A 26,685-nucleotide genomic window follows, 5' to 3' on the forward strand; every position below is an offset into this window, starting at 1 on the left:
TAATAAATTTTATGCTTTATTATAAAATTAACCATTGGTCAAATAGAGGTGTAATTTATGGGACGAAAGAAAGTTGAGAATGGATTAACAAAGGATATGATTGTTGAGGAGGCAGACCGACAGTTTCTTCAAATTGATTTTCAAAAAGTGTCGATGCGTTCTATTGCAAGTGCTTTAGGATTTAGTCACGGCTCTATTTACTACCACTTTCAAAATAAAACAGATTTATTTAATGCGGTTATTGAAAAGTATTTCACAATATTAAACAACTTATTAGATAGTGCCTTAAAATTTGATTGCCTTGAAGGTACTAAATATGTATTAACTAACTATATTCAATTTGGCTTAGACAATCAAAGCCAGTATGATTTTATGTTTGTTAAACACGATGGTTTAAATGATCCCTTACAACAAATCGCTCCAAAAGAAAGCTTAAAAAAGTTCAATCATACTTTACAATGCCTACATAAGCATACATTAGATGAAAATAACATCCACTCGACATTTATAGCGCTTCACGGCTTTGTCCTTTATTATAAAGGACGCGTTGAAAATTTCGAACAAGCGCAAGAAGAAGCACAATCCTATACCGATTTTTTACTAAAAACTCTAGTTCGCTAGAGTTTTATTTTCACTCTTTATTAACCACTGGTCAATTAAAATGGATGAGGTGAAACATGTTTAACAATAAAAAATTCCTCTTACTATTTTCTGCTCACTTTTTTAGTGCGTTTGGAGATGCAATATTATTTGTTATTTTACTGAGTATGCTGCAGACATTGGGAGGGACTGGTGTCGATACTTCGCTATATTTTCTATTTTCGGCACTTCCTGTTTTATTATTTGGTTTACACATCGGGGCATTTGTTGAAGCAAAACCATTACAAAAAATAATGGTTTCTTCCGACGCTATTCGAATAGTCCTACTGTTGCTCTTTTATTACATCAGTTATTTTCAAAACAAATCGGTTCTTATAATTTATGTACTGATTTTTTTAATCACACTCATGAATGCTTTTTTCACTACTTCAAGTGCCAGCTTAATTCCACATATTATAGATAGTCAGTCAATCCCTAAAGCTAATGGCCTTTTTCGTATCATTAATATGACAGGTAAACTGATTGCTTATTCCTTTGCAGCTCTGTTATTTAAATTCGGTTTTACTATATATGAGAGTTTACTCGTCGTGACTATTTTTTATTTTGCTTCTCTTCTAACTGTTTTCTTTATTCAACCTGCTTATCAAAATAACATTTATATATCAGAAAAAGTTCCCTTAGTGAATTCAATTAAAGAAGGTCTTCTCTATATTAAAAAAGATCGAATTATTTTCAGGCTGTTTATTATATTTTTTTTAGGTTGGATGGTTGGCTCTGCAATTGATATTTACTTAATTAGTTATTTAAAAGTGATATATGGTAAAGGAGCCGAATACTTTTTCTTATTTACAACCCCGAGAATACTCGGAATTGTAATAGGTTCATTAATTAGTCCATTTCTATACAACAATTTAAATAAAAAATATGGGTTCTTAATATCATTATTTGCTTTTAGTTTTGCTATTTTATGTTTTGCACTGAAATTGCCATTGCCTTTGTTACAGTTTTTATTAATAGTTGGCGGGGTTTCTCAAGGTATATTAAATATTTTCGTTGTGAGTTACCTTCAAACCAATGTACAGGGTACACACCTTGCGCGTGTATTTAGTGTTTATCATATTATTAGTGTTGGGGGAGGCATACCAGGTTACTTGCTATTTGGCTACCTAATAGACTTAATCGGTATCATTAGCTTAGGATTTATATTATCCGCCTATCTACTAATTATCGGTATAGCTTGTCTTCTCATACTTCCCTCAATGGAAACAACTAAATAGGTTTTTACTTATATCGTAATCGGGCGCTTTCCTTGGATACGGAATGGAACCTTTTCAGTTAAAGGGCCACTTAAGCTAACGGGGAAGGTTATTAAAGCAGAAAGGGGAATAACGATTGAAATAGTTAATGGTTGTGTCTTTTAGTTTTGACTGTGGATATGAAAAATTTAAGATTGATTTGAAACATAAGCCGCCTACACACTAACCACTGTATTTAAGAACTCAATGTTATTGGGAAGTTATATGTTGATTATATACATTTGCTTAGGTGTAGTAACTTACTTTGTTATTAAAAAGAAACTTTCAAAAGGAACCGGAATTTAAATGGATGCTTAGAGCAACAAATATTTCAAAATGTGCCCAAAAACCGCTTTGTGAACTTGTTTTAAATGCATAATTTTTACGTTATAATTAAAATAAACATTTCATCTTCCTGCCAAAAATGGATAATTATAGTTCGTTTTTGTTCTTCTATTTAAATGTTAGCTAGTGGTGTATCGGAGTGAATTGGAGGAGATACGAGTGTAACTTTAACTACCTTTTGAATTTTTAACATAAGAAAGGGTAGTGAAGATGAAAAAATCGTTTCATTATTTATGGATTAGTCAATTATTTGCCAACTTAGGTGACGTTTTTTATATCGTCGGGTTAATTTCTATTTTATATCAAGCAAGTGAGTCACCATTCTTTATGGCACTATTACCATTTTTAAATATGGCTGGTCGCATGATTAGTAGCAGTTTTGCGCCTCTACTGTTTAATCGTTACCGTTTAAAACAATTACTTGTTATTTCGCAAGCATTAAAAACGATTTTATTGTTGATTTTGGCAGTAGGTTCGCTTTATACACTGTCATTATCCTTTATGCTAATAATCATTTTTGCAGTCGCTTTTTTAGATGGGTTTGCACAACCAGCTAGTACTGCGCTGATTCCTCGAATCGTAGAAAATTCACAGCTTCTACGTGCAAATGGAATTTTATCAATGCTTGATGAATCAACACGGCTTGGTGGTTGGGCACTTGGCGGGATACTTGTGGCAGCAACTAGTGGGGGAATAGTGATTTGGATGACATTATTCCTTTTTATTCTCTCTACATTTTTTATTTTGTTCGTTACAGACAATACGCGATTCGAAAGAAAATTAAATGTTGCTAAAAAACAGGAACTAACAGAGGGCTTTAAACTTATTTGGGATAATCATTCGTTCCGTACGATTCATGTAATGATTATCCTTGAATCCATTGCAAATGTCGTTTGGGTCGCAGCCATTATGTATCTTTTTGTGGCTGATGTACTACATGTATCTGAGGCATGGTGGGGTTATATTAATACAACCTTCTTCATTGGATTGATTATTGGTGGTTTTATTTTCACTAAATTTGACCAATTTTTCGAGAGGAATTTAAAAAATATCGTATTGTTTTCATCAGTTGCTGTTGCTATTGTGATGTTATTGTTTGGATTAAACCAAATTGCAATAGTAGCACTAATATTAAGTCTATTTTTCGGAGTTTTTGACCAGTTCAAAGGCATTCTGCTTGGTACGTGGCTACAATTAAAAGCAACGGATGAACAACTTGTGAAAGTTTATAGTGCCCAAGGTGTATTAACATCTTTATTATTTGGTTTATCAACATTGCTTGCAGGGACGTTAGCAACTATCTTTTCTGTTCAGTGGCTTTTCATTGGTTCGGGGCTAATTTTACTACTGTCCGCTATTTATTTTGGTTATGTGCAAAAAAGATTCGTATAAATCATACATTAAATATAAAATAAACGTTCCCAAATCAAAGTTTGGACACGTACAGAAAACCCACAAACATTGTTAAATCAACGTTTGCGGGTTTTTGTATGTAACCTTGTTTATACAGCTTTTTATGCAATGGTATATAAACATGGAGAAAACGTTATGAGTTGTTATTTGAATAAAAACCTGTATACAGAGAAAATTTATTAACGCTGTAAACCTTCATTTTTTTCGCTCCAATATTTCGATTCCAGGGCCTTTAGTTGAATAACGATCTTCAACAATCGGGCGCTTTTCTTGAATAAGAATTCAAAGGAATTATTGGTAAATTAAAAGGCTTTTGGATTAACATGGGTTAACCGTACCATAAGTAAGTACGATTTATCAAAAGACCACTTTTTTGTTTATAGGTTATTTCTTTAGTATATGTTTCTTTCCGTTTAGATCTGTCACAACTAATTGTGTATCTGAAATATTCATATCCTTAGCTAAAACATTGGAAAGCTTGTTTGTCGTTTTATCAAGCAAACTATATTTGAAGATACCTTTATTGTTAAAGTAATAAATTGAAGAATGGTCATATAATACAGATTTATTTTCTCCACCCGCCTCGATAGGTGTTCCATCTCCGTAACTGTAACTGTATACATCAAAAGTTATACGCGCATCAAAGCTGTATTCTTTTTTCTTATCACTACTGCCATCCATCTTTGTAGAATAAAGTTCTAGCTTGCTGTCCACAAATTTCTCATTGTCCTGTACAATACGACGATTCAAGTAATTCCAATTCTCTGCATCTACATCCGTATAGAAAATCCGGTCGTTCCAAACGAACATATTACGGAAGTTACTGCCTGAAGGTTCTTTCATTTTCTTCAGTTCCTGTCCATTTGTATTCATTTTCATTACTGCATAAGCATATGGAACTTCGTCTGCTTCAGCAAAATCGCCACTATGATAAGGAATAAAAATTTCATTGTTATAGAGAATCAATTGAGTATTGTTATGCAAGTACAAAGGGGAATAATCCCAAGGACTACGTGGGATGTCTTCATCTTTTAATAAAACCTCTTGTTTAGCGGTTTCCATATTTTCTTTAATAATTTGATTATAACCATCTTTGTCTTTAGCGATAGAGTAGAGCAAGCCATCCTGTTCAATTGCTTTACCTTTTATGCTGACATATGAACGATAGTTGCTTAATTTCATTTTATCATCCATTGCACGCACTAAAAATGCCGAAAACTGCGCACGTGTGACAGCGTCTTTTGGCATAAATTTGCCGTTAGAACCACCTGCTACACGCTGTTTTGCGATTCCGTTGATATCCTGATATGCCCAGTGTGCTGGTGTGACATCAATGAATGTCGGTTGCTTATCAAGCGGCATGTCGAATGCACGACGTAAGATTGCAGCCATTTGCGCGCGTGATGTTTCTTCTCCGGGACGCATGAAGCCATTGTTACCGCGAAGGATTCCTTTTTCATTCACCGTCGCGAGAATTTTGTAGTAAGGGGAATCTTTCGCCACGTCCTTGAACTGAATTGATGTATCTTCGTTCAGCGGAATCTTTAGTGCTTTGATGAGCATAGCAGATGCTTGTGATCGCGTGATCGGCTCATTCGGGTTGAATGTTCCATCCGGATAGCCACCGATAATATTGAGATCAGATAAATACATGATTTCTTTCTTCGCCCAATGACTATTCACATCAGAAAACTGAGTAGCCGCTTCTGCTTGGAATGGGTTTGCAGCAATAATGATTAAAATAATCCCTACTATTGTTAGTTTGGCTTTCAACATGAAAGACCTACTTTTGATACTTATTTTCTTCATTATTAAGTCTCCTTTATTATGTAATGCCCTGTACCGACGGAAAAAACGAGAAATAGTTTCAACATTTTTTAAAGTTTTTTTGATAGGTCAATTATGTATTTAAATGCCACCAAAGGTTTGCTTCATATGTAATGTGTCCCCAAGATATGTGTACTTAGAATTAACCAATAAAAATCTAATATTACTCAACAATCGGGCGCGGTTCTTCAATAAGAAGATCGCGTTTTTCCGTTATAGGGCCATATTATTGAATAACATTTTTTTAAGAAATACTTTCGAATGAGGCCCTGGAAGTGTTTTTCAAGGTTTATAAAAGGAAATTTTTTGAAGTTGTTGAAATATAATTAGGTAAACACTTATTATATTTTTTAGGAGGAAACTATGGGATATGTTGAAGATTTACGCAAGATTGTGGGTAACCAACCTCTCAATTTAGTTGGAGTTGCGGTAGCTGTGATTAACGAAAATGGAGATTTATTGCTGCAAAGAAGAAATGATGGGCAATGGGGTGTTCCCGGCGGGTTTATCGAATTAGGAGAGTCTACTGAAGAAGCAGGAAGAAGAGAAGTATTAGAAGAAACAGGGCTTGAAATAGGTAAACTTGATTTAGCGGGTGTCTATTCTGGAAAACAGCATTTTGTGAAGTTACCAAACGGCGACCAATTTTACCCTGTTACAATTGCATATATTTCAAAAGAAATTAAAGGTGGTGTTCTTAAAGCAGATGGTCAAGAAACTACCGAAGTAATGTTTTTTAGAGTAAGTGAGTTACCTGAAGGACTTAATCCACTGATAAAAAATCTTATTAAACAATATTTCATGTTTATCGCAAAATAAATAATACAAAATTAGTGGAAAAGGATAAAAATAGTAAATTCAATAAACGCTCCCAAACGAAAAATTTGGGGATACATAAAACAATATTCCACAATCGGGATTCTTGAAAAGAAGTTCGCCTTTTTCAGAAAAAGGGGGGGATTAATTGAGGAAGATATTTATTTGGATAGTAACATTAACGGTATCGATAACTGTATTTCTAATTTATAATCACAAACAACCACCCACAGAAGAGGATGTATTTAAATTTACGGAAAAATGGTCTTCTGCAACAGAAGAGGTCTATCTTGTTAGAAAAATAGATGGGGACTGGTTAACCATACTTAGAAATTGGGATTCAATTATGATGGGTCGGTTAGAGCAAAATTGGTTGGGGAATTGGGAGTTAAGAAATGATGGGGGATTAGAATCTACATTAATTTCAACATATTTTCCACCTATTGAAGATGATGAATTTACTTGGAGTGCATCAGGTTCAAAGGAACGAAACAGATCCTACTATTTTGGTCAAATTATCAATCCTATTATTAAGAGAATAGAAGTTGAAACAAAGAAAGGCTTCTTTGAAGATGCTTTGATCGTTAACAGTGTGGGAGCGCAATTTTTCTTTGTTAAATCAGATTATGAGATGTTAATGCCTGTAAACATTAGAGCACTTTCCGAAACTGGCGAGTTAATTTATTCTACAATTAAACCAATAAAAAATAATGAATTAAATAGTACTCATTAACCAGTTAATATAAATCAATATTATTAAACATTCGGAAGCGATTCTTCAATAAGAAGTTCGCGTTTTTGGGCCATATTGTTGATTAGAAATTGATGTACATGGACAAGACTTTCTTGTTAATTAAAAGAGCCACACTGGTTCAGCTAGCGTGGCCCTTTTAATTAGCAACATGTTGTTTTGGTATTAGATGCACTTAAATCTAAACTACATACACCCGTTTCAGGTAAATCTAATTCCACCTTACGCGAAGCCTCTATATCACCTGTTAAATAAGCGACAATGGAGCGAACCTGTTCATAGCCAGTTGCCATTAAGAACGTTGGTGCGCGTCCGTAACTCTTCATACCAACAATATAGAAGCCAGCTTCTGGTTGACGTAACTCTAGCTCGCCGTGGGGACGCACGGTACCACAACTATGCTCATTTGGGTCAATCAGTGGTGCAAGCGTCTCTACGCTTTCAACAGCAGCGTCAATCGATAATCGAATTTCAGTTAAGAAAGAGAAGTCTGGACGACTACCCGTATTGGAGATGATTTCATCAACTACAGGAAGTTGTTGTTCACCGTCTGGATCTTCGCCTTTGATGATGATGCCATCTTTTGTTTGTTCAAGATTCTGAATATAGAAAGGTGTATATACTTTTACTTTACCTTCATCAACTAAGTTGTGAATTCGGCTACCTAGTTCACCTCGTGCGGCAAGTGCATCCTTGTCTTCACCACCATATGCATCTTCCACATGTTTTTTACGTAAAATCCATGTAATTTCAACATCTTTAAGCTTTTCTAACTCTAAAATTGTATTAATCGCAGAGTGTCCGCCACCTACAACAGCGACATGTTTTCCTGAATAGCGATTTTTCAATTCATCTACGTTTGGAATGCCATAAAAAATATTATTAGCTAATTGCTTTTCAGCTTTTGTCCATACATTATCTGAAAGAATCGGATTTGGCTGAGTCCACGTGCCTGTAGCATCAATGATTGCACTTGCTAAAATTTGTTTTGTTTCATCGTCTTGTTCAATATATAAAACAAACGGAGCCTGATCACGGTTAGCAGACTTCATTTTATCGTGATTTTTTTTACTTATACCAACCACTGTTGTATTAAATGAAATGAATGGTTTAATTTCAGGGATATTGGCTAGTGGCTGTAAATAGTGTTCACGAATTTCTTGACCTGTTGGAAGCTGATTCTCCTGTGGCATTTTCCAGCCGTGCTTCTGTAAAAGCTCTTTAGCTGCTTTATCCACATTGTATTGCCAAGGAGAGAATAGACGAACATGTTGCCATGATTTTATATTTTTCGCAACGTCAGCACCTTTTTCTAAAACAATAAAAGATTCACCAGCTACTGCTAAATGTGCTGCTGCAGCTAAACCAACTGGACCTGCACCAAGTATCGCCACAGGATATTGTTTATTTAAATGAAATGCCAATTCATTACTTGATGTTTCTTTTTTAGTTTGCTCAGTAGGTCCACAGCATGTTGTAGTTGGTTCAGGAGTAGCTGAACAACAACTTGAAGTTTGTGATTTAACCGTTAATTTAATTTCCATTTGAAAATCCTCCATCAAATTTTTTAGTTGCAAAGTACAACTATATTTTGAAAATGAAAAGCAAGATTGCTCTTGCTTAGTAAAGAGGGGTGCAGCATACCTTTGATTTGGACATAGCTTCATTTAGTAGTTGAATAGAGCGTAGCACAGTTTCTTTTTCAAAATCATTCATATGTGAAAATACTTCTTCTAAATAGGTATTCATGGACTCATCAATTGTTGTTGCGACAAATTTCCCTTGTGTTGTTAATGATAAAATCGACACACGTTTATCTTGTGGAGACGGTGTTTTTTTCACCAAATCCATTTTAATAAGTGTTTGAATTTGACGACTGAATGTCGTAATATCCATTGCGAGTGTTTCTGCTATTTGTTGCATAGAAGGTGTTTTCTTTTTATCGATTTCATAAATTATATGACTTTGGATTGTAGAAATTTCAAACGATCCAACAGTGCAGCAATTTTTGTTTAATAAGCCAAATCTTCGTGTTAGTATGTGAAAAATTTCGCGTTTGTTTTCCATTCAATCACCTCTAATAAAATTAAATCAAAAATACTTGTAAAATGCAACTATTGTATTTATTATTTTAATTATCAATTAATTTAAATGGAGGTTAATCGATGGCAATTAAAGTGCGGTCTGTTGTAAGTGAAGATTGGCAAGATGTAAAACGAATTTATGAAGCAGGGATAGAAACAAAAATGGCTACATTCGAATCGAAAGCACCAGCATCCTATGATGAATGGTTTGGTGAAACAAATCCTCAATGTTCATTTGTGGCATATGAGGAAATTCATATTTTAGGTTGGTGTAAATTATCTCCCGTTTCCAAACGAAATGTGTATAAGGGGGTAGGAGAAGTAAGTATTTATATAGATACACACGCTAAAGGGAAAGGAATCGGTGATTTATTATTAAAGCATATGATTATAGCTTCTGAAAAGGAAGGTTTTTGGACTCTAGAATCCAAAATCTTTAAAGAGAATGTTGCTAGCCTCAACTTACACATCAAGAATGGCTTTCGTATTGTTGGAGTGCGAGAAAAGATTGCTCAATTAGATGGAATATGGAAAGATAATGTGCTATTAGAAAGAAGAAATTCTATCTAATACAAATATAGAATGCATCATTGAACATAATTACTTTATGAAAGACACTGCCTAGGTTTAGAACAACAAGATTTATCGAGGTTTTTATTATTTATTGAAAACAATAGCTGTTTAAAGACTATATATCTGAATGTACACAAAATACTATAGACTTCCAAGAAATATTAAGTGAAAAAGGGAGGAATAATAAATTAAAAAAAGTATTTCAAGTAATGAGTTTTTAGCTGATATAAGTCATTGGAATAATTCTAATTTATTTGTATTAAAACAATCTGATTATGCAGCATTTATAAAAGAGATCAATACTCCAGTTAAATAATAATCAAACCTGTTCGTTATTAGATGAGCAGGTTTGATTATCTATTATTAAATCCAATATGGATAGAACTTCAGACCCGAACTTCTAAGTTTTCAGTATTAATATCCAAAAATAGGGTGTCCCGAAGTTCTTGTAATTGTTGTAAATGGACAAGAAGTTCTTGTCTTTTTTTTATGGTTTAAATCCTATAATATAAGCTTTTCTTAAATAAAAGACAAGAAAGTCTTGTCCTCAATGAAGGACAAGACTTTCTTGTTTTGGTGTAAAAAGGACAAGACTTTCTATACTAACTATTTTTTGAATTTTCTGAAAGTGTGAAGTATAATATAATAAATTGGATTTAAACTGGCGGAAATATGCTTTATAGGATATACCAAATTGTATTTAAAGGGTGATGAAAATGTATACACCAGTAATTACAGATACAAGTAAAAAGTTTGGAAATAATCGTTGGCTAGCCTATAGTAACAAATTAAAAAGAACTGTTTATTTATTTAGTGATTTGGAATATGAACATTGGCTTCACTTGGAATTCAATTCTAATGTTAAAAATTTTTGTGAACAACCTCTCAGAGTGAGTTTTATTGCTGAAAAAAAACAACTATCATCTATTTTTGATATGTGGATTCAATATGAAGATGGATATGAGGAATTTATTGAAATTAAGTACACTTCAGATTTATCAAAAGAAAAAGTAATAAAACAAATTAATATACAAAAAAGATGGTGTGAATCTAATCTTAAAAACCATAGAATAGTGACAGAACAAGAAATAAAGCAGTCAAGTATTAAACTTTCAAATATGAAGTTAATAATAAATATGATAAAGACACCAATAGAAGATTTAGTAGTACTCGAAAAAATAAAAAAAGTTATTTCAGTAGCTTCACAAAAAATGACAATTGATCAATTATCGTATCATTCTAAAATTTCTAATAGTCAAACTCTAATTGTTATTGCGCATCTTATTTATCTTAATGAAATCAGATCAAATTATAATTTAATGCCATTTGGGAAAAAAACGGAGGTGTGGTTGTAAATGCGGAGGTCATTAGAGAACAAAGGTTTATCAGAAGATGACATTGACTTAAATAAATGGTCTCCAGTTTATACAGGAGATTGGGATTCAGATACATTAAAGCGTTTTAACAATAGAAAAAAAGCTATAGAATTATTTATCGAGACCAATATTCCATTAAAAGATATAACTTCAATAACAGGTATTCATAAAAATGATATATACAGATTTATAGATAAATGTTTCAAAGTTGACAACGATAATAAAATTTACGGTTATCGAGCATTAATTCCTTACTTACAAACAGATGAATATCAAAGAAAGACAGAAAATCAAGATATTGATTCCAATTATTCTGGTTCTTTCACCTTGTTATTAAAAAAATATCCAGTATTAAAAGATTTCCTAATTGAAGAATATTTTCGTGCGTCTACTAGAAAAAATTCTGCCAGAGAATTGAAATTAAGTTATAAAAACATGCATCGCAAATTTATAAAAGAATGTAAAAAATGTGGAATTAGACCTTCGGAATATCCTTTTAATACTGCTAGCTTGGCATTAAAATCTGTTAAGAGGTTTCTAATAGAGGTTTCTAATAGTTATTATACAGAAGTTGCAAAAAATAATGGTGGTCAATCTTCGATGTTATTAAAACATACAAATAATACCCGTAATTCCAACACTGAAATACTTAGACCTCTTGAAAGAGTTGAATTTGATGGACATCGGATAGATGCGTTATTTACGATTGAATTTACAACACCAGGTGGAGAAAAAATAAGTAGTAGACTGGATAGGATTTGGTTATTAACAGTAGAAGATGTTGCAACTCGCTGTATAATTGGTTACCATTTGTGCCTTAAGAGAGAATATAGTTCTGATGATGTAAAAAAGTGTTTTCAATCAGCTATTATTCCTTGGCAACCTAAAGAGTTTACTATCACTGGATTAAATTATGCTCCCGATGCCGGTTTTCCTTCATATAAGTTTCCTGAAGCTGAATACGCTGTGTGGGACGAGATTTGTTATGATAACGCTAAATCACATTTATCAAATGAAATAAAAGATTTATTACAAAAATATATCGGATGCTCTATAAATATGGGGCCAGTTGGTGTTCCGGTTAAACGCCCCTTAGTAGAAAGATTTTTTAATACAATTGAACAAAATACTTTTCATAGGCTTCCTTCCACTACAGGTAGTAACCCGTTAGATCCTATAAGAAACGAAGCAGAAAAAAAGGCTTTAAAATTTTCTATAACTTATGAACTTATTCAAGAATTGTGCGAAGTAGTAATTGCAAATTATAATGCTACACCGCATGACAGTAATGATGGTTTTACACCACTAGAAGTCTTCGAAAGTAGATTAGACCAAGGCTATACATTAAAGCAATTGCCAGAAGATCAAAGAAATACAATTAATTTATTTCCTTTAGTAGTTAATCGAACGGTAAAAGGGAATCTAAATGAAGGTCGCCGTCCTTATATTAATTTTAAAGGGTCTCGGTATTCAAGCATTGAATTAAGTAATGATTTTTCTATGGTTAATGAGAAAGTAACCATTCTAGTAAACACTGAAGACTTAAGGACTGTAGAAGTTTTTAGAAGTGACGGATCACGTTATGGTACATTCAGAGCTGCTGGAAAATGGGGAATAAGACCACATTCTTTAAAAATTAAAGATACTATAAATAAATTTAAGCGGGAACGCTATTTTAGTTATACTGAATATGACGATCCAATGGATAAATTTCAAGAATTCTTGGAAGCTCGGGCAATTACTGATAAAGCATTGAGGAATGTATTAGCAGAATATAAGATTTATAATAAAAAATACAATATTAATAACATGAAAGCTGAAACAATTAGAAAAAAACAAATTATAAACAATAATCATACAGAATTACAAAACCTCGTTATAGAACAACAAAAGAAAATAGCTGTTCAAAATATAAATAAAACTAAGGAAAACCATGATGTCCAAGATTTGATAATCAAACAGAAAGAACAAGAACAAGAAAAACATATTCAAAGATTAAAGTCGAATGAAAAAGAAAACCCAACACCAAAGGAAACAATTGATTTAGGAAAATCAATTGTTGATGAACAAAAGTCACATAACAATATTGACAATAATGATAGTATAAATAATTTAGAAAATTCATATTTTGATAGGCTTATTGAAGAAGGGCGTAGCGCACGTACAAAGAAAAGGAGATCAATCACTTTATAAAGGATGTGCCAACTATTGACTATTAATTTAAACATACCTGATGGAAAGCACCCAATTGAAACAGGAAAATATTTAATCGCAACTAATGAAATTGATAAATTATGTTATATAGTAAGTAATTGGATTGAAAATCGTTTTCCCGGAGCCATTATCTATGGACGTCCAAGATTGGGAAAAACAAGAGCAATTTCATATTTGATAAAAGTATTACCTGAGGATTTAAGAGAAAACATACCGATTTTTCATATTAGATGTCGTTCATATAGAAGCTCAAGGGAAAATAATTTCTTTGAAGATTTGTTAACTGGAGTTGGCCATTCTAATATTTTTGAGGGCAGACCTAATGAGAAACGAGAACGTTTAAAGAACTTTTTGATAACGGCTGCTGAAAAAAGCATGCAAAATAAAATTATTTTCTTTATAGACGATGCTCAAAAATTAAACATAATGGAATATGATTGGTTAATGGATGTCTATAATGAATTGGATGAGCTTGATATTACATTAACAACTATTTTAGTGGGTCATGAAGAATTAATTGATCAGCGAAAAAAATTAATAAAACAAAAGCAGCTTCAAATAATAGGTCGATTTATGAGTGATAGTTATCATTTTAGCGGTCTTAAAGACTTAAGTGACTTCAGAATACTTTTAGATGAATACGATACAGGAACAGAATTCCCTATGAATTCCAGGATTTCATATACACGCTATTTTTTTAGAGATGAATTTGCTGGAAATTTTGTATTATCCAACTATGCTGAGGATATTTATAATGAATTTCGCCTTATTCAAATTGAAAAAGGTCTTACTAAAGAAAAAGAAATTCCAATGCAGTATGCAGTCCTTACAATTGAATTCATACTAAAAAAATATGGTGTCAATGGAGAGCGATTAAATGCTCTTAGCAAGCAACATATTCGTATGGCTATCATGAGTTCTGGATATGTTCAATCCGAGCTCGTACTAATTGATTTAGATTAGCAATGATAAGAGTAAAATTAAAGAATTATTACTCAAGTGTTATTTTCCTATTTATCCTTTAATAAACATACAATGGAGGATAAAATTAAGGAGGAAATTCATGGTAAGATTGCTTAAACACACTCAGAAAGAAAATTTCAACCATTTTGTTATGGAAGGTGAGAAAGGTAATTATCACATAACTGTAATCCAACCACCTATGGATTTTCATGGGGAAGGATGGGGGCGTAATGAGAATGGAGGTCACTACATTGTAATAAATAACGATAGAAATACAATGTATGGCTCTTGCCATACCTATAATTTTATTTCTAGTTATTTTATTGATAGTAGCCCCGATTATTTACCATACAGAATAGGCATACATGAAAGTTGTTGGGAAGACTTTATGAAATGTTCTAGGAGGTTTATTTACCCTGTTATAAAGAATTGTGAAAAAGTAATTAATAATTGATAGTCTAAGATTAATCAAATTCTCTTAGTAGTTTAGATATAAAAAAACCTTTTTTATGTAAAAGAGATGCCTCGTTTAGAAGCATCTCTTTTCTGTTCTATCCCTTAAATTTCAGTAATCTAATAGAATTTAAAATGACAATTAAAGCAGCACCTGTATCACTTAATACAGCCATCCAAAGTGTAAGGTATCCAGGGAAGATTAAGGCTAAAGCAGCGACTTTAATAATGATAGAGAACCAAATATTTTGTTTAATAATCCTTATCGCTTTTTTACTTAACTTCATTGTATGTGGTAGTTTTTCAAGATTATCAGCCATTAAAACAATATCTGCCGTCTCCATAGCAGTATCTGTGCCAGCACCACCCATGGCAATACCTAAATCGGCTGTTGCAAGTGCTGGCGCATCATTTATACCGTCTCCAACCATTGCTACTTTATGACCTTCATTTTGTAATTGCTTTACCGCATCCACTTTATCTTCTGGTAATAATTCTGCAAAATATCGGTTTACATTTGATTCGGATGCAATCAATTTCGCTGTTCCTTCATTATCTCCTGTCAACATGACCGTTTGCTTAACGCCACTTTGTTTTAATGCTTTTAATGCAAAGGCAGATGTTTCTCGGATAGTATCAGAAACTGCGATAATCCCTATGATCCCTTGTTGTGATCCGATGATGACAACAGATTTACCTTTACTTTGAATTTCTTGAACATCTTCAAACACATTTTCTAAGGAGACATTAAGATCTTCGAATAACTTTAGATTTCCAGCGTAATATGTTTCTTCTTGAATCGTTGCTTGAACCCCTTTACCTACAATACTCTTAAATGCATCCCCATTTTTAGATTTGATGCTTTTGTCATTCGCATGATTAACGATCGCTTTTGCTATAGGGTGTGTTGAATATTCTTCAAGAGTGAGTGCAATTGAAAGTAATTCCTCTTCAGAATTGTCAAAAGTTTTTATTTCAGTTACTTTTGGTTTTCCTTCAGTCAACGTACCAGTTTTATCGAATGCAATAGCAGTGATTGAACCTGCTTTTTCAAGGAACGTTCCGCCTTTAATCAGAACACCGTTCTTCGCAGCATTTCCAATTGCTGAAACGATGGCAACTGGAGTAGAAATAACTAAAGCGCAAGGACAAGCTACTACAAGTAGTTCTAAGCCTTTATAGAACCAATCACCCCAAGTGCCAAAACCAAACAGAGGTGGTAGTACCATCATGACTAATGCCACTATAAATACAATCGGTGTATAAATACTTGCAAATTTATCGACAAAGGCTTCTGTCGGTGCTTTTTTCTCTTGTGCATCTTCGACCAATTGAATAATTTTTGATATCGTCGTATCTTCAACTAACTTCGTTACCTTAATATCAAGGGAACCGTGTTCGTTAATCGTACCTGCATAGACAGCATCACCAATCGTCTTATCAACAGGAATGGATTCTCCTGTAATCGGTGCTTGATTTATACTAGAGTCTCCAAGAACGATTTCACCATCGAGTGGGACTTTTTCGCCTGGTTTCACAACAATAATGTCACCAACGCTAACTTCTTCGACCGATACTTTTGAAATTTCAGTTCCAACTTTAATCCATGCTTCCGCAGGAGCTAAGTCCATCAAATTACGAATGGAATTTCGAGTCCGTTCAATTGAACGATTTTGAAGGTAGTTACCTATCGCAAATAACCAAACAACGGTTGCACCTTCAAACCATTCTCCGATAATAGCAGCGCCAATAGCTGCAGCAGACATGAGTACATTCATATCCAATGAACGACTTTTAATTGCATAGAAAGCACTTCTAACGGGCTTAATTCCACTAACCACCATTACAATAGCGTATAGAATAGTCGACAGTAAAGGAGGTATTCCTATAAATGATCCAATAAAACCAAAAGCCAACAATACACCAGACAATATTACGAAAGTGCTGTCGTTTATTTTTTTACCTTTTTGCTCCGTTGGAGACTGTTGGTTCTTACCTACTAATGATGCTTGAAAACCGATTTTAGATACTTCGGAAATGACTTCCTGTACACTATTCGAATGTTCAATTTTCATTTTTCCGGTAGAGAAATTGACGTTTACACTTTTAACTGATGGAAGGGTATTTAAGTGATTTTCAATGCTTTTTGCGCAACTACTACAATCCATTCCACTGATATTAAATGTTTTTATATTTTCTTTTTGGTTTAAAGGTTCTGCGGAAAAGCCCAGTTTTTTAATTTCCTTTTCAATTGGAAGTAATGCATCAGCGCTAGCCGCAGCAACTTGCATTTTCCCTGTACTGAAATTAACCTTAACTTCTGCAACATCTTTCAGTTTGCTTAACCCTTTTTCAATGGTTACTGCACATGCACCGCAATCCATTCCATGAACTCGATATGACATTTTTTCTACTGATAGGGAAGAAGTTGGCATTGACTGGGTTGCCTGTTGTTCAGAATCGCTTGTATAACTCTCTATGGATGAATTACTACAGCAACTCGCTTCTTCTTCATCTTCAGATTCTTTCGAGCCGTTATTATTGCAACAACTCGCGATATCTTGATTTGAAACCGAAATAGACGTACTTCCGGAATCTTTGTTACTTGAACAACAATTTGATTTTTCTTGATTTGTATCCTTTTTAACAGTAGAACTGCAACAAATATTCTCCGCTGTTTTAGAACTATTATTTGAGCTACAGCATTCTTTAGCCAATACAATCTCCTCCTAATCTATATGACGCTCGCAACATGCAACATCATTTTCAACATCTTCAAGAACAACATCAAACATGGTTAACAAATCTCTTATATGTTGATTTCGTAAGCTGTAATAAATGTATTTACCTTCATTTCGACCGACAATAATTCCACAGCCTTTTAAACAAGCAAGGTGTTGTGAAATGTTCGACTGATTCCCATTAATTTCGTCTACAATTTCCGTCACTGTTTTTTCATTATTTTTTATACATTCAAGAATTTTTATTCTTGTCTTGTTTGAAAACCCATGAATTAACTTAACTTTCATATCGGTTTTAATATTTTCCACAAAATCCCTCCAATTGTATTAGTAAAAACGAATACGTTATGCTATTATCATATTAGCTTCAACTAATATGTGTGTCAAATTTTTTATTTAAATGAAAAAATTAGAAAGCGAGTTGAATATTCATAACAAACTGATTGTAATTAAAAAACTGCGTATCTAAAATGGGTAATTAAAGCAGAGGGGGAGTTAGATTGTATGACACAATCGTTATAGGAGCAGGACAAGCAGGTCTTGCTGTCGGTTACTTTTTAAAACAACAAAATCAGAAATTTTTAATTTTAGATAAAGGAAAAGAGGTTGGTGAAAGTTGGATTAACCGATATGACTCTTTAGTTTTGTTCACTCCAAGAATGTATGATGCTTTACCAGGACTACCGCTTGAAGGAGAAACTCACGGTTTTCCGACAAAGCAGGAAATAGCTCGTTATTTAAAGCAATATGCGTCTGTATTCGATTTACCACTTCAGTTCCAAACTGAAGTAATCAATGTGCAACAAAAGCAGGACGTATTTTACATAGAAACAAACCATGGGGTATTCCAATCAAAAAATCTCATTTTAGCAACAGGAGCATTTGAATCACCAAGAGTACCCGCTTTTTCAAAGGAATTATCAATTGATATTAACCAGCTTCATTCTTCGCAATATAAAAACCCGAGTCAATTAAAAGAGGGAAATGTCCTTGTAGTAGGTGGAGGAAATAGTGGATCTCAAATCGCAGTAGAATTATCGAAAGATAAGGAAACTTATTTAGCGATTAGTAAAAAATTATCCTTTTTACCTTTAGTTTTTTTAAATAAGAGCATGTATTGGTGGTTGGATCAATTCGGAATATTAAAAGTGAGTTCGAATTCCTTTTTAGGAAAAGTAATTCAAAAAAAGGGGGATCCAATTTTTGGATTTGAATTAAGAGAAGCAATTAAGCGAAAAGAAGTTTTCGTAAAGCCTCGGGTAGTGAGTGGTATACATGAAGAAATAACCTTTAAAGATTCAACTACCTTAAAAGTTGATAATATTATATGGGCTACAGGCTTTGATTTAAAATTCCCTTGGTTAAAGATAAAAGAAGCATTTAATGAACAAGAGAAAGTCATTCATAATCGGGGCATTTCAAATGTGAGAGGGTTATTCTTTATTGGACTACCTTGGCAGTACCGTCGTGGATCGTCAATCCTGCAAGGTGTAGGATACGATGCTGAATATATTGTGAACCATCTCCTGTTATAAATTCAAGGAAACGTTTAAATATTTTTGAATCTGACACAATCTAGTAGATATGAAAGGAATTAATCTGATGAATAAAACTATGAAAATTACTGTAATCCTTACATTAGTGGCAGTAGTGTTAATTGCTGCTATTGTGGTAGTAAGTAATAATAAAGCCCCTAACGAAACAGATATAGTAAGGCAAGAAGTAGATCTAACGGGTCAACCCCTATTAGGTGAAGAAAATGCACCAGTAACTGTAGTTGAATTTGGGGATTATAAATGTCCTTCCTGTAAAGCTTGGGGGGAAATGATTTATCCTCAACTCGTAGAAGATTATGTATTATCTGGAGACGTTAATTTTTCTTATGTGAACGTTTTGTTCCATGGGGAAGAGTCTGTACTTGCTTCATTGGGAGCTGAATCTGTATATAAACAAGACCCAGAAGTATACTGGGATTTTCACAAAAAAGTTTTTGATGCTCAACCAGAAGCAGCAAAACATGATGATGTATGGGTGACTACAGAGAAATTGCTTGAGATTGCAAGTGAATATCCATCCATCAATCAAGAACAGCTAAGACGGGACATTGATGAGGAATTAACGATGGAACAAGTAATTACCGATAAAGAATTGTTTGAGGAACATCAAGTATCACAAACACCTACCATCAAAATCAATGGTAGTACAATGGAAGATCCATTCGATTATGAGGCAATAAAAGAAGTAATAAATCGTGAGTTAGAGGTTGATAAAAATGAGTGATACTCGTACTCAAAATGATAAAAAGGTATGGATATTATACTTTGCTTGGTTCGTATCACTTGTAGCTACTTCAGGAAGCCTTTATTTTAGCGAAATAAAAGGGTTTATTCCTTGTGATTTATGTTGGTTCCAACGAATTTTTATGTATCCATTGTTTGTCATTTTAGGAATCGGAACTTTCCAGAGTGATTTATCTGTAAAAAAGTATGTCTTACCACTATCGATTGTCGGTGGAATTATTTCATTTTTCCATTATTTAGAGCAGAAAGTTCCAAGCTTTGGTGGATTTAAACCATGTGTAAGTGGTGTACCATGTAGTGCGCAATACATCAATTGGTTCGGATTTATCACAATCCCATTTTTAGCTTTAATAGCCTTTACCTTAATAAGTATTTGCATGATTTTATTATTTAAGAAAGCGAAGTAAATAAATTTGAGTTAGGAAGAAATAAAATGAATAAAATAATAAGTTTGACACTATTTTTGTTGTTCGTTTTTTCCACTAGTGTCTATGCACATACTGGTTTAACTAGTTCATCACCCGCCGATGGGGAGAACATAACTGATGAAATTAATGAAATTGTTTTAGAATTTAATACGAAAATCGAGCCGACTAGTACAGTAAAAGTCTTTAATGAGAAAAACGAGGAAATCGCCATTAATATGCTAGTAAATGACAGCATAATAACAGGCGGTTTTATGACACCCTTAGATAATGGTACATATTCAGTAGAATGGAAGATTATTGGGGAAGACGGTCACCCAATTCTAGGAACTTATTCATTCATAGTAAACAATGAAGAAGTAAAAAATCCAGTAGCATCTGAAGAAAAAGAAGAAACACCTGTTGTACCTACGGAAGAAATAGAAGAAAAGCAAGTAGAGCAGCAAGTTGAAGCTCCTTCTAAAATAGCTTCAAATGATGTTCTTGTTGTAATTCTTGTCATTTTATTTACTATCGCTGGTGGATTTATTGGCTGGATTATAGGAAGAAGGCAAAATAAATGATTTGGATTTATATTTCTGAAAGTCTATTGTATCTCTGCTTTTCGCTATTGATGGGTGCATTTATTATTCAATTTATTCCGGAACGATTGAAACCTACAATTCACATCCCCAAAAGATTAATTCAATTGTCGGTATTAGGAATTGTATTCTTTTCGGTTGCACCAGTAATTAGAATTATATTATTTCTTTATGAAGATATCGGCTTCATTACTACAGTGGAGAATGTTTTAGGAGGATTTGAAGTCGGGAAGGCTTGGAATTTCACAGTCATACTTGCAATATTCTTTTACCTATTTGTTTCATTATTCGCCGTATTAAAAAGCAAAGTGTTGTCTGGTATTTCCCTTATATTTACTCTAGTCTTGCTTTTAGCATTGGGATGGGCTAGTCATGCAGCTTCGCTTACTGAATGGAGTGGTTTCGTTTCTCATTCATTGCACTTTCTAGCTGTTACAGTATGGGTCGGTATTCTATTAGTTGTTGGGTGGTGTTCAAAGAACCAAGAAAATTGGCTTTCATATTTAAAGTGGTTTACCCCTTTAGCAATCATATGTTTCCTTTTAATTTCGGGAACTGGATTATTTCTAATGACATTGGTTATCGATGTGAACGAGTATAGGGACTCATGGATGTTGCCGTATGGACAAGCCTTATTAGTGAAGCATTTGACCATCATCCCAATATTATTCTTTGCTTTTATTAATGGATTTTGGATTAGACACAAGTTGAAACGACAAGAGCAAATTAACCCAATACCTTGGCTGAAGTTCGAAAGCATACTCTTGTTCTTTACGTTTGTATCGACTGGTGTTTTAGGGCAACAAGAGCCTCCACATAGTATAAAGACTACGCTCTCAGGAAGTGGTCCTTCGTCTATATTCGATTATTTTTATTCGGGTGTTATTTATCCTTCAATGAGTTTGGAATTCGGGTTTAATACAATAAGTTTATTATTTTTAATTGTAGCAGCCATCTTTATGTGTCTTATCCATTATAGTTTTAAGAAAAACATAACTGCAGTTGTTCCTTTTTTCATGGGGATGTTATGTATCATTTCGTTATATTTAGGGTTAATGGCAAGTATATTTTAAGATTTAATAACAATAATTTTGTATGATTTCTAATGAACAATCGGGTACATATGTAGAGTAACACAGGTGTAAAATGACCAAACTTTTTTATAAAAATCAACTTCAAACTGCTAATGAAGAATCCGTTTTGATAAATTTTTTTCAAAATGGATTCTTCTTATTTATATAAAATAAGAATTGAAGAAGTGTAATTGCTCAAACATTCTTTCAAATTAAACCAGTAAATTAAATATTATGGTTGCAAAAATAATGTCCATAACATAATATAAGCATATCATTATATAGTGATTTATTTTTTAATCATAATATAAGTATATTATTATATAGCTATGGAGGGGTACAAATGGAGCTCGAATTAATGGAAAAACAATTAAAGGCTGTTGCGGATGCCAATCGTTTACGCATTTTAGCCTGTCTGAAAAAAGGGGAAGTTTGCGTATGTGATTTTACAGACGTCCTTAATATTTCACAGCCTGCCGTGAGTCAGCATCTACGTAAACTAAAGGAGGCAGGCATTATTACAGAACGCAAGGTGGGAACATGGAAGCATTATCGTATTCAAGAAAATCAAACTTCGTTAATGCAAAATATTCTTGCTTCAATTAATGAAGATACGACCTGTGGATGTAAAATTAACTCTGAATGTGTGGAGGGCTAAAAATTGAATATGTTTTTTATTGCGGCACTCATTTTTATCATCACACTGATTTTTGTCATCTGGCAGCCAAAGGGATTGAACATTGGCTGGTCGGCAATGGCTGGAGCTATCGTCGCATTACTTGTTGGTGTTGTTGATTTTAACGATGTCGGAGCAGTAATTGATATTACGTGGAACGCAACATTATCGTTTATTGCGATTATATTAATTTCACTAGTATTAGATGAAATTGGTTTGTTCGAGTGGGCTGCACTACATATGGCACGTGCTGCAAAAGGCAACGGTGTTAAAATGTTTGTGTATGTCAGCTTACTTGGAGCTGTCGTTGCTGCATTATTTGCGAACGACGGAGCTGCACTGATTTTAACGCCTATCGTGTTAGCGATGGTGCGTAATTTACAGTTTAGCGAAAAAATGATTTTCCCGTTTATTATGGCGAGTGGCTTTATTGCGGACACGACGAGTTTACCGTTTGTCGTGAGTAACTTAGTCAACATCGTATCAGCAGATTTCTTTGACATTGGGTTTGTGGAATATGCTTCTCGTATGGTCATTCCAAACCTTTTCGCACTTGTGGCAACAATTGTTGTGCTGTTGATTTACTTCAATAAGTCGATTCCACGTGAATACAATGAATCGATGTTAAAGGAACCACGTCTTGCGATTAAAGATATGAAAATGTTCAAGTTGTCTTGGTTTGTCTTAGCAATTTTAGTAGTTGGCTATTTCTCAAGTGAATTTATTGGTGTACCGGTATCGCTTGTAGCAGGCATTATTGCAATATTCTTCTTAGTCATGGCACGACAAAGTGCTGTCGTTGATACAAAAGCCGTTGTGAAAGGTGCACCTTGGAATATCGTATTCTTCTCAATTGGGATGTACGTTGTTGTTTACGGACTAGGCAATGCAGGATTAACGCCTGCTTTAGCTAGCGTAATTGAATGGACAGCCGAGCAAGGATTATTTATGGCGACGGTCGGCATGGGCTTTATAGCGGCATTCCTTTCATCGGTCATGAACAATATGCCAACGGTGATGGTCAATGCATTAGCCATCGCTGAAACAACGACGGATGGCACGTTACGTGAAGCGTTAATTTATGCTAACGTTATCGGGTCAGACTTAGGACCAAAAATTACACCAATTGGATCACTCGCGACCTTGGTATGGTTATATGTACTATCTCAAAAAGGTGTGAAAATTTCTTGGGGTACGTATTTTAAAACGGGGATCGTGTTAACAATACCTATCTTAATCTTTACGTTAATCGGACTTTATATTACATTACTTATTTTTTAATTAAAGGAGTTTATTCAAATGACAAAAAAAACACTATATTTCTTATGTACAGGAAACTCTTGCCGTTCGCAAATGGCAGATGGATGGGCACAGAAGCTATTACCGGAAGATTGGGAAGTGTATTCTGCAGGTATTGAAACACATGGTGTCAATCCAAATGCGATCAAGGCAATGAATGAGGTGGGAATTGATATTTCTCACCACACCTCAGATTTAATTAACCCGGATATTTTAAATAAAGCTACATTAGTCGTAACACTTTGTGGTGATGCAGCAGATAAATGTCCAATGACCCCTCCAGGCGTACGTCGTGAGCATTGGGGATTTGAAGACCCAGCAAAAGCTACAGGTACAGAAGAAGAAAAATGGGCCGTATTCCAACAAGTCCGTGATGCAATCGGTGCACGTATTGAGCAGTTCGTAAACGAAGAGTTAAAAAAATAATTGTTCGGAGGGATGGACATGAAAAAAATCGGAATTTTTGAACAGGCGATGTGCTGTCCAACAGGCGTATGTGGACCAGCGATTGACCCAGAGTTATTACGCATGTCTTTTATTATGAATAACCTAAAAAATACGAACGTGTCAGCTGAACGTTTCAATTTAACAAATAATCCGGAAATGTTTATCGATAATAAAGCAGTCAATGATTTGTTGATGAAGGACGGTATGGATAGCTTGCCGGCGACATTCGTTGATGGTGAACTGGTATTAAAGGGGAACTACCCGACAACAGTTCAGTTTGCGGAGTGGTCAGGATTAAGTGAAGATGACCTTTTGAAAAAGCCGAAAGTACGTCTATCAATCGGAGTGAATAAATAATGAAACGCTTTACACGTGAGCATTTCCCGACAACACCCTTTCTATTTTTTACAGGAAAAGGCGGAGTTGGCAAAACATCGACTGCTAGCAGTCTTTCCATTGCGTTAGCGAAAGAGGGAAAGAAAGTGTTGTTAATTAGCACTGACCCTGCTTCGAATTTACAAGATATATTTAGTCAGGACTTAAAAAATGAACCAACGAAAATTAATGGTACAGAAAATCTTTATGGACTAAACCTTGATCCTGAGCAAGCTGCAGCAAGCTATAAGGAACAAATGGTTGGTCCTTATCGTGGGAAGTTGCCAGAAGTCGTGATCCAAAATATGGAGGAGCAATTGTCAGGTGCTTGCACCGTTGAAATTGCCGCTTTTAATGAATTTGCCATGCTATTAACAAACAAAGCATATACAGAGCAGTTCGATACGATTGTGTTTGATACGGCACCAACTGGCCATACACTTCGTTTATTGCAGTTACCGTCAGCATGGTCAACATTTTTAGATGAAAATACGACAGGTACGTCTTGTCTAGGTCCATTAAAAGGGCTGGAACCACAGCGTGAAGTATATAAGCATGCTGTTGCTCAATTAACGAATGAGATGCAAACAACACTGATGCTTGTCACACGACCTGAAACAAATCCATTAAAGGAAGCAGCTCGTGCATCAGAAGAATTATTTGAGATAGGTCTGCGTAATCAGCAGTTAATCATTAACGGCTTTTTACAATCTGCAAGTGATGACCCGATTGAGCAAGCATTTTATGAACGTCAAGTTATCGCGTTAAAAGAAATGCCAGAACCATTAAAGGCATTTGACCATTATTACTTACCCTTTGTACCGTTTTCTTTATCAAGCATTGAACGAATGGAAGCATGGATGATGGATTCAGAGCTCCAGACAAAAGAGAATGAGCAAACTTCCCTAAATACTCCAGAACTTGAAGAAATGATTGCGGACTACGTGGCACGTAAACCAAAGATTATTTTTGCAATGGGGAAAGGTGGCGTAGGGAAAACGACCATTGCCTCGTATATTGCTCTAAGACTAGCTGAAGAAGGTATGCGTGTACATTTAACAACAACAGACCCAGCAGCCCATTTAAATTGGACATTGGATGAAGAGGAACAAGAAGGCGTAACTGTTAGTCGTATTGATCCGAAAGCAGAAATTGCGAATTACGAAGCAGAAGTGCTAGCGAAAGCAAGTGAGACGATGAATGAAGACGGCCTCGCTTTTATAAAAGAAGATTTAGCTTCACCTTGTACGGAAGAAATTGCGGTCTTTAGAGCATTTGCCAATCTGGTTGAAACGCATCAAGATGAAGTTATTATCATTGATACAGCGCCAACAGGGCATACACTGTTACTGCTCGATGCAACGGAAAGCTATCATAGGGAAATTTCCCGTTCAGAAGGGGATGTACCTGTCGCTGTTTCGAATTTATTACCACGGTTACGTGATCAACATTATACGAGTGTAGCCATCGTTACGTTACCAGAAGCCACACCTGTGTACGAAGCATCACGTCTGCAAGAGGATTTAGCGCGAGCAGGATTACATGTGGATTGGTGGATTGTTAATCAATCATTTTCTGGTCTTACACTAACAAGTCCAACACTGATTCAAAAACAGCAGTCTGAGGTTAAATGGATAGAAGAAGTAACAGGATTAAGCAAAAAACGTTTTGTGACGATTCCTTGGGTAAAGGAATCGCCAGTTGGAAAAGACGGATTACATGAATTAAAAGGGGAGACGCTAAAGTGAAGATGAGTCCAGAAGGTAAACAATTTGTAGAGCAAGTATTAGCACAAGCTGAAGGTGGAACATTGCGCTTTTACGGTGTTGCAGGGTGTTGTGGTATGAATTTAAGTGCAGAAATTGCTCCAGCACAGCAAGCAGATACAGTAGAGACATTTGAAGGAATTGAAATCGCCGTAGACCCACAAATTGCCCAGCAGTTAACAGACGTAACAATTCACGCAGAAGAAGAAAATGGCCAGCTTGGCTTAGTATTACTAGGCTACGAACAATCAAGCTGCTAATATGCGATTACATCATTCTAGTACTTTAACTG

General features: G+C 34.5%; 26 protein-coding genes. 21 read left to right on the plus strand and 5 right to left on the minus strand.

Translation table 11 applies throughout. The features are described from left to right. Positions 1 to 57 precede the first annotated feature (57 nt). The 3 genes from ACQKN3_RS05110 to ACQKN3_RS05120 all read left to right on the plus strand — a co-directional run bounded on the left by ACQKN3_RS05110 (position 58) and on the right by ACQKN3_RS05120 (position 3,632). Positions 58 to 621: a TetR/AcrR family transcriptional regulator gene (locus ACQKN3_RS05110; protein ID WP_427709865.1), complete on the plus strand. Its 564-nt coding sequence runs from the start codon at positions 58 to 60 to the stop codon at positions 619 to 621. 56 nt (positions 622 to 677) lie between these two features. Then, positions 678 to 1,877 carry an MFS transporter gene (locus tag ACQKN3_RS05115; RefSeq protein ID WP_427709867.1) on the plus strand — a complete coding sequence of 400 codons (1,200 nt, stop codon included), beginning with the start codon at positions 678 to 680 and terminating at the stop codon, positions 1,875 to 1,877. A gap of 573 nt (positions 1,878 to 2,450) precedes the next feature. Further along, entirely contained in the window at positions 2,451 to 3,632 is a 1,182-nt protein-coding gene (locus tag ACQKN3_RS05120) for an MFS transporter (protein ID WP_427709869.1), read from the plus strand. Positions 3,633 to 4,037: 405 nt separating this feature from the next. On the opposite strand, the gene ACQKN3_RS05125 is transcribed toward ACQKN3_RS05120, so the two are convergent. Then, on the minus strand, positions 4,038 to 5,429 hold the full coding sequence (locus ACQKN3_RS05125) for an S-layer homology domain-containing protein (RefSeq protein ID WP_427709871.1): 1,392 nt from the start codon (positions 5,427 to 5,429) through the stop codon (positions 4,038 to 4,040). A 414-nt stretch (positions 5,430 to 5,843) separates the two neighbouring features. On the opposite strand from ACQKN3_RS05125, the gene ACQKN3_RS05130 reads away from it, so the two are divergent. Both ACQKN3_RS05130 and ACQKN3_RS05135 read left to right on the plus strand, forming a co-directional pair. Next, positions 5,844 to 6,299 (plus strand): NUDIX hydrolase, encoded by a 456-nt coding sequence (locus ACQKN3_RS05130; RefSeq protein WP_427709873.1) that lies wholly within the window; start codon positions 5,844 to 5,846, stop codon positions 6,297 to 6,299. Between the two features lie 145 nt (positions 6,300 to 6,444). Beyond that, positions 6,445 to 7,029: a hypothetical protein gene (locus ACQKN3_RS05135; RefSeq protein ID WP_427709875.1), complete on the plus strand. Its 585-nt coding sequence runs from the start codon at positions 6,445 to 6,447 to the stop codon at positions 7,027 to 7,029. A gap of 161 nt (positions 7,030 to 7,190) precedes the next feature. Here the strand turns inward: ACQKN3_RS05135 and ACQKN3_RS05140 are convergent, their stop codons facing one another. Further along, positions 7,191 to 8,591, minus strand: coding sequence for an NAD(P)-binding domain-containing protein (locus ACQKN3_RS05140; protein ID WP_427709877.1), 1,401 nt, complete (start codon positions 8,589 to 8,591; stop codon positions 7,191 to 7,193). Positions 8,592 to 8,667: 76 nt separating this feature from the next. After that, positions 8,668 to 9,114 carry a MarR family winged helix-turn-helix transcriptional regulator gene (locus tag ACQKN3_RS05145; protein ID WP_340801212.1) on the minus strand — a complete coding sequence of 149 codons (447 nt, stop codon included), beginning with the start codon at positions 9,112 to 9,114 and terminating at the stop codon, positions 8,668 to 8,670. A 98-nt stretch (positions 9,115 to 9,212) separates the two neighbouring features. Between ACQKN3_RS05145 and ACQKN3_RS05150 the strand changes: the two genes are divergently transcribed. From ACQKN3_RS05150 to ACQKN3_RS05170, 5 genes are all read left to right on the plus strand, one after another. Next, positions 9,213 to 9,701 (plus strand): N-acetyltransferase family protein, encoded by a 489-nt coding sequence (locus tag ACQKN3_RS05150; protein ID WP_427709879.1) that lies wholly within the window; start codon positions 9,213 to 9,215, stop codon positions 9,699 to 9,701. Between the two features lie 719 nt (positions 9,702 to 10,420). After that, positions 10,421 to 11,059 (plus strand): TnsA endonuclease N-terminal domain-containing protein, encoded by a 639-nt coding sequence (locus ACQKN3_RS05155; protein WP_427709881.1) that lies wholly within the window; start codon positions 10,421 to 10,423, stop codon positions 11,057 to 11,059. Beyond that, on the plus strand, positions 11,060 to 13,273 hold the full coding sequence (locus ACQKN3_RS05160) for a hypothetical protein (protein WP_427709883.1): 2,214 nt from the start codon (positions 11,060 to 11,062) through the stop codon (positions 13,271 to 13,273). A gap of 15 nt (positions 13,274 to 13,288) precedes the next feature. Beyond that, positions 13,289 to 14,257: an AAA family ATPase gene (locus ACQKN3_RS05165; protein WP_427709885.1), complete on the plus strand. Its 969-nt coding sequence runs from the start codon at positions 13,289 to 13,291 to the stop codon at positions 14,255 to 14,257. 100 nt (positions 14,258 to 14,357) lie between these two features. Next, positions 14,358 to 14,711 carry a hypothetical protein gene (locus ACQKN3_RS05170; protein ID WP_427709887.1) on the plus strand — a complete coding sequence of 118 codons (354 nt, stop codon included), beginning with the start codon at positions 14,358 to 14,360 and terminating at the stop codon, positions 14,709 to 14,711. Positions 14,712 to 14,808: 97 nt separating this feature from the next. On the opposite strand, the gene ACQKN3_RS05175 is transcribed toward ACQKN3_RS05170, so the two are convergent. Beyond that, on the minus strand, positions 14,809 to 17,427 hold the full coding sequence (locus ACQKN3_RS05175) for a heavy metal translocating P-type ATPase (protein ID WP_427709889.1): 2,619 nt from the start codon (positions 17,425 to 17,427) through the stop codon (positions 14,809 to 14,811). A 12-nt stretch (positions 17,428 to 17,439) separates the two neighbouring features. After that, a complete protein-coding gene (locus ACQKN3_RS05180) occupies positions 17,440 to 17,739 on the minus strand; it encodes an ArsR/SmtB family transcription factor (RefSeq protein ID WP_427711595.1) in 300 nt (99 codons plus the stop codon). A gap of 212 nt (positions 17,740 to 17,951) precedes the next feature. On the opposite strand from ACQKN3_RS05180, the gene ACQKN3_RS05185 reads away from it, so the two are divergent. The 11 genes from ACQKN3_RS05185 to ACQKN3_RS05235 all read left to right on the plus strand — a co-directional run bounded on the left by ACQKN3_RS05185 (position 17,952) and on the right by ACQKN3_RS05235 (position 26,653). After that, positions 17,952 to 18,986 carry a flavin-containing monooxygenase gene (locus ACQKN3_RS05185; protein ID WP_427709891.1) on the plus strand — a complete coding sequence of 345 codons (1,035 nt, stop codon included), beginning with the start codon at positions 17,952 to 17,954 and terminating at the stop codon, positions 18,984 to 18,986. Between the two features lie 67 nt (positions 18,987 to 19,053). Next, positions 19,054 to 19,731, plus strand: coding sequence for a DsbA family protein (locus tag ACQKN3_RS05190; protein WP_427709893.1), 678 nt, complete (start codon positions 19,054 to 19,056; stop codon positions 19,729 to 19,731). Beyond that, a complete protein-coding gene (locus tag ACQKN3_RS05195; protein ID WP_427709895.1) occupies positions 19,724 to 20,158 on the plus strand; it encodes a disulfide oxidoreductase in 435 nt (144 codons plus the stop codon). The genes ACQKN3_RS05190 and ACQKN3_RS05195 overlap by 8 nt, the downstream gene beginning before the upstream one ends. Before the next feature lie 26 nt (positions 20,159 to 20,184). Then, entirely contained in the window at positions 20,185 to 20,739 is a 555-nt protein-coding gene (locus tag ACQKN3_RS05200) for a copper resistance CopC family protein (RefSeq protein WP_427709897.1), read from the plus strand. Further along, entirely contained in the window at positions 20,736 to 21,830 is a 1,095-nt protein-coding gene (locus ACQKN3_RS05205; RefSeq protein WP_427709899.1) for a copper resistance D family protein, read from the plus strand. Before ACQKN3_RS05200 ends, ACQKN3_RS05205 begins: the two co-directional genes overlap by 4 nt. Positions 21,831 to 22,173: 343 nt before the next feature. Next, positions 22,174 to 22,488 carry an ArsR/SmtB family transcription factor gene (locus ACQKN3_RS05210; RefSeq protein ID WP_427709901.1) on the plus strand — a complete coding sequence of 105 codons (315 nt, stop codon included), beginning with the start codon at positions 22,174 to 22,176 and terminating at the stop codon, positions 22,486 to 22,488. Positions 22,489 to 22,497: 9 nt separating this feature from the next. Further along, on the plus strand, positions 22,498 to 23,787 hold the full coding sequence (locus ACQKN3_RS05215) for an arsenic transporter (protein ID WP_427711597.1): 1,290 nt from the start codon (positions 22,498 to 22,500) through the stop codon (positions 23,785 to 23,787). An 18-nt stretch (positions 23,788 to 23,805) separates the two neighbouring features. Continuing rightward, positions 23,806 to 24,231 (plus strand): arsenate reductase (thioredoxin), encoded by a 426-nt coding sequence (gene arsC, locus ACQKN3_RS05220; protein ID WP_079524113.1) that lies wholly within the window; start codon positions 23,806 to 23,808, stop codon positions 24,229 to 24,231. An 18-nt stretch (positions 24,232 to 24,249) separates the two neighbouring features. Continuing rightward, complete coding sequence (gene arsD, locus ACQKN3_RS05225) at positions 24,250 to 24,609, plus strand: arsenite efflux transporter metallochaperone ArsD (protein WP_427709903.1); 360 nt, start codon at positions 24,250 to 24,252, stop codon at positions 24,607 to 24,609. Beyond that, complete coding sequence (gene arsA / locus ACQKN3_RS05230; protein ID WP_427709905.1) at positions 24,609 to 26,375, plus strand: arsenical pump-driving ATPase; 1,767 nt, start codon at positions 24,609 to 24,611, stop codon at positions 26,373 to 26,375. The genes arsD and arsA overlap by 1 nt, the downstream gene beginning before the upstream one ends. 2 nt (positions 26,376 to 26,377) lie before the next feature. Beyond that, the gene (locus ACQKN3_RS05235) at positions 26,378 to 26,653 is read left to right on the plus strand and encodes a Fe-S cluster assembly protein HesB (RefSeq protein ID WP_427711599.1); all 276 of its coding nucleotides are present in this window, start codon (positions 26,378 to 26,380) and stop codon (positions 26,651 to 26,653) included. The last annotated feature ends 32 nt before the right edge of the window (positions 26,654 to 26,685 follow it).

The sequence above is a fragment of the Solibacillus sp. NPDC093137 genome, assembly GCF_050280445.1.
GTDB classification, from domain to species: domain Bacteria; phylum Bacillota; class Bacilli; order Bacillales_A; family Planococcaceae; genus Solibacillus; species Solibacillus isronensis_B.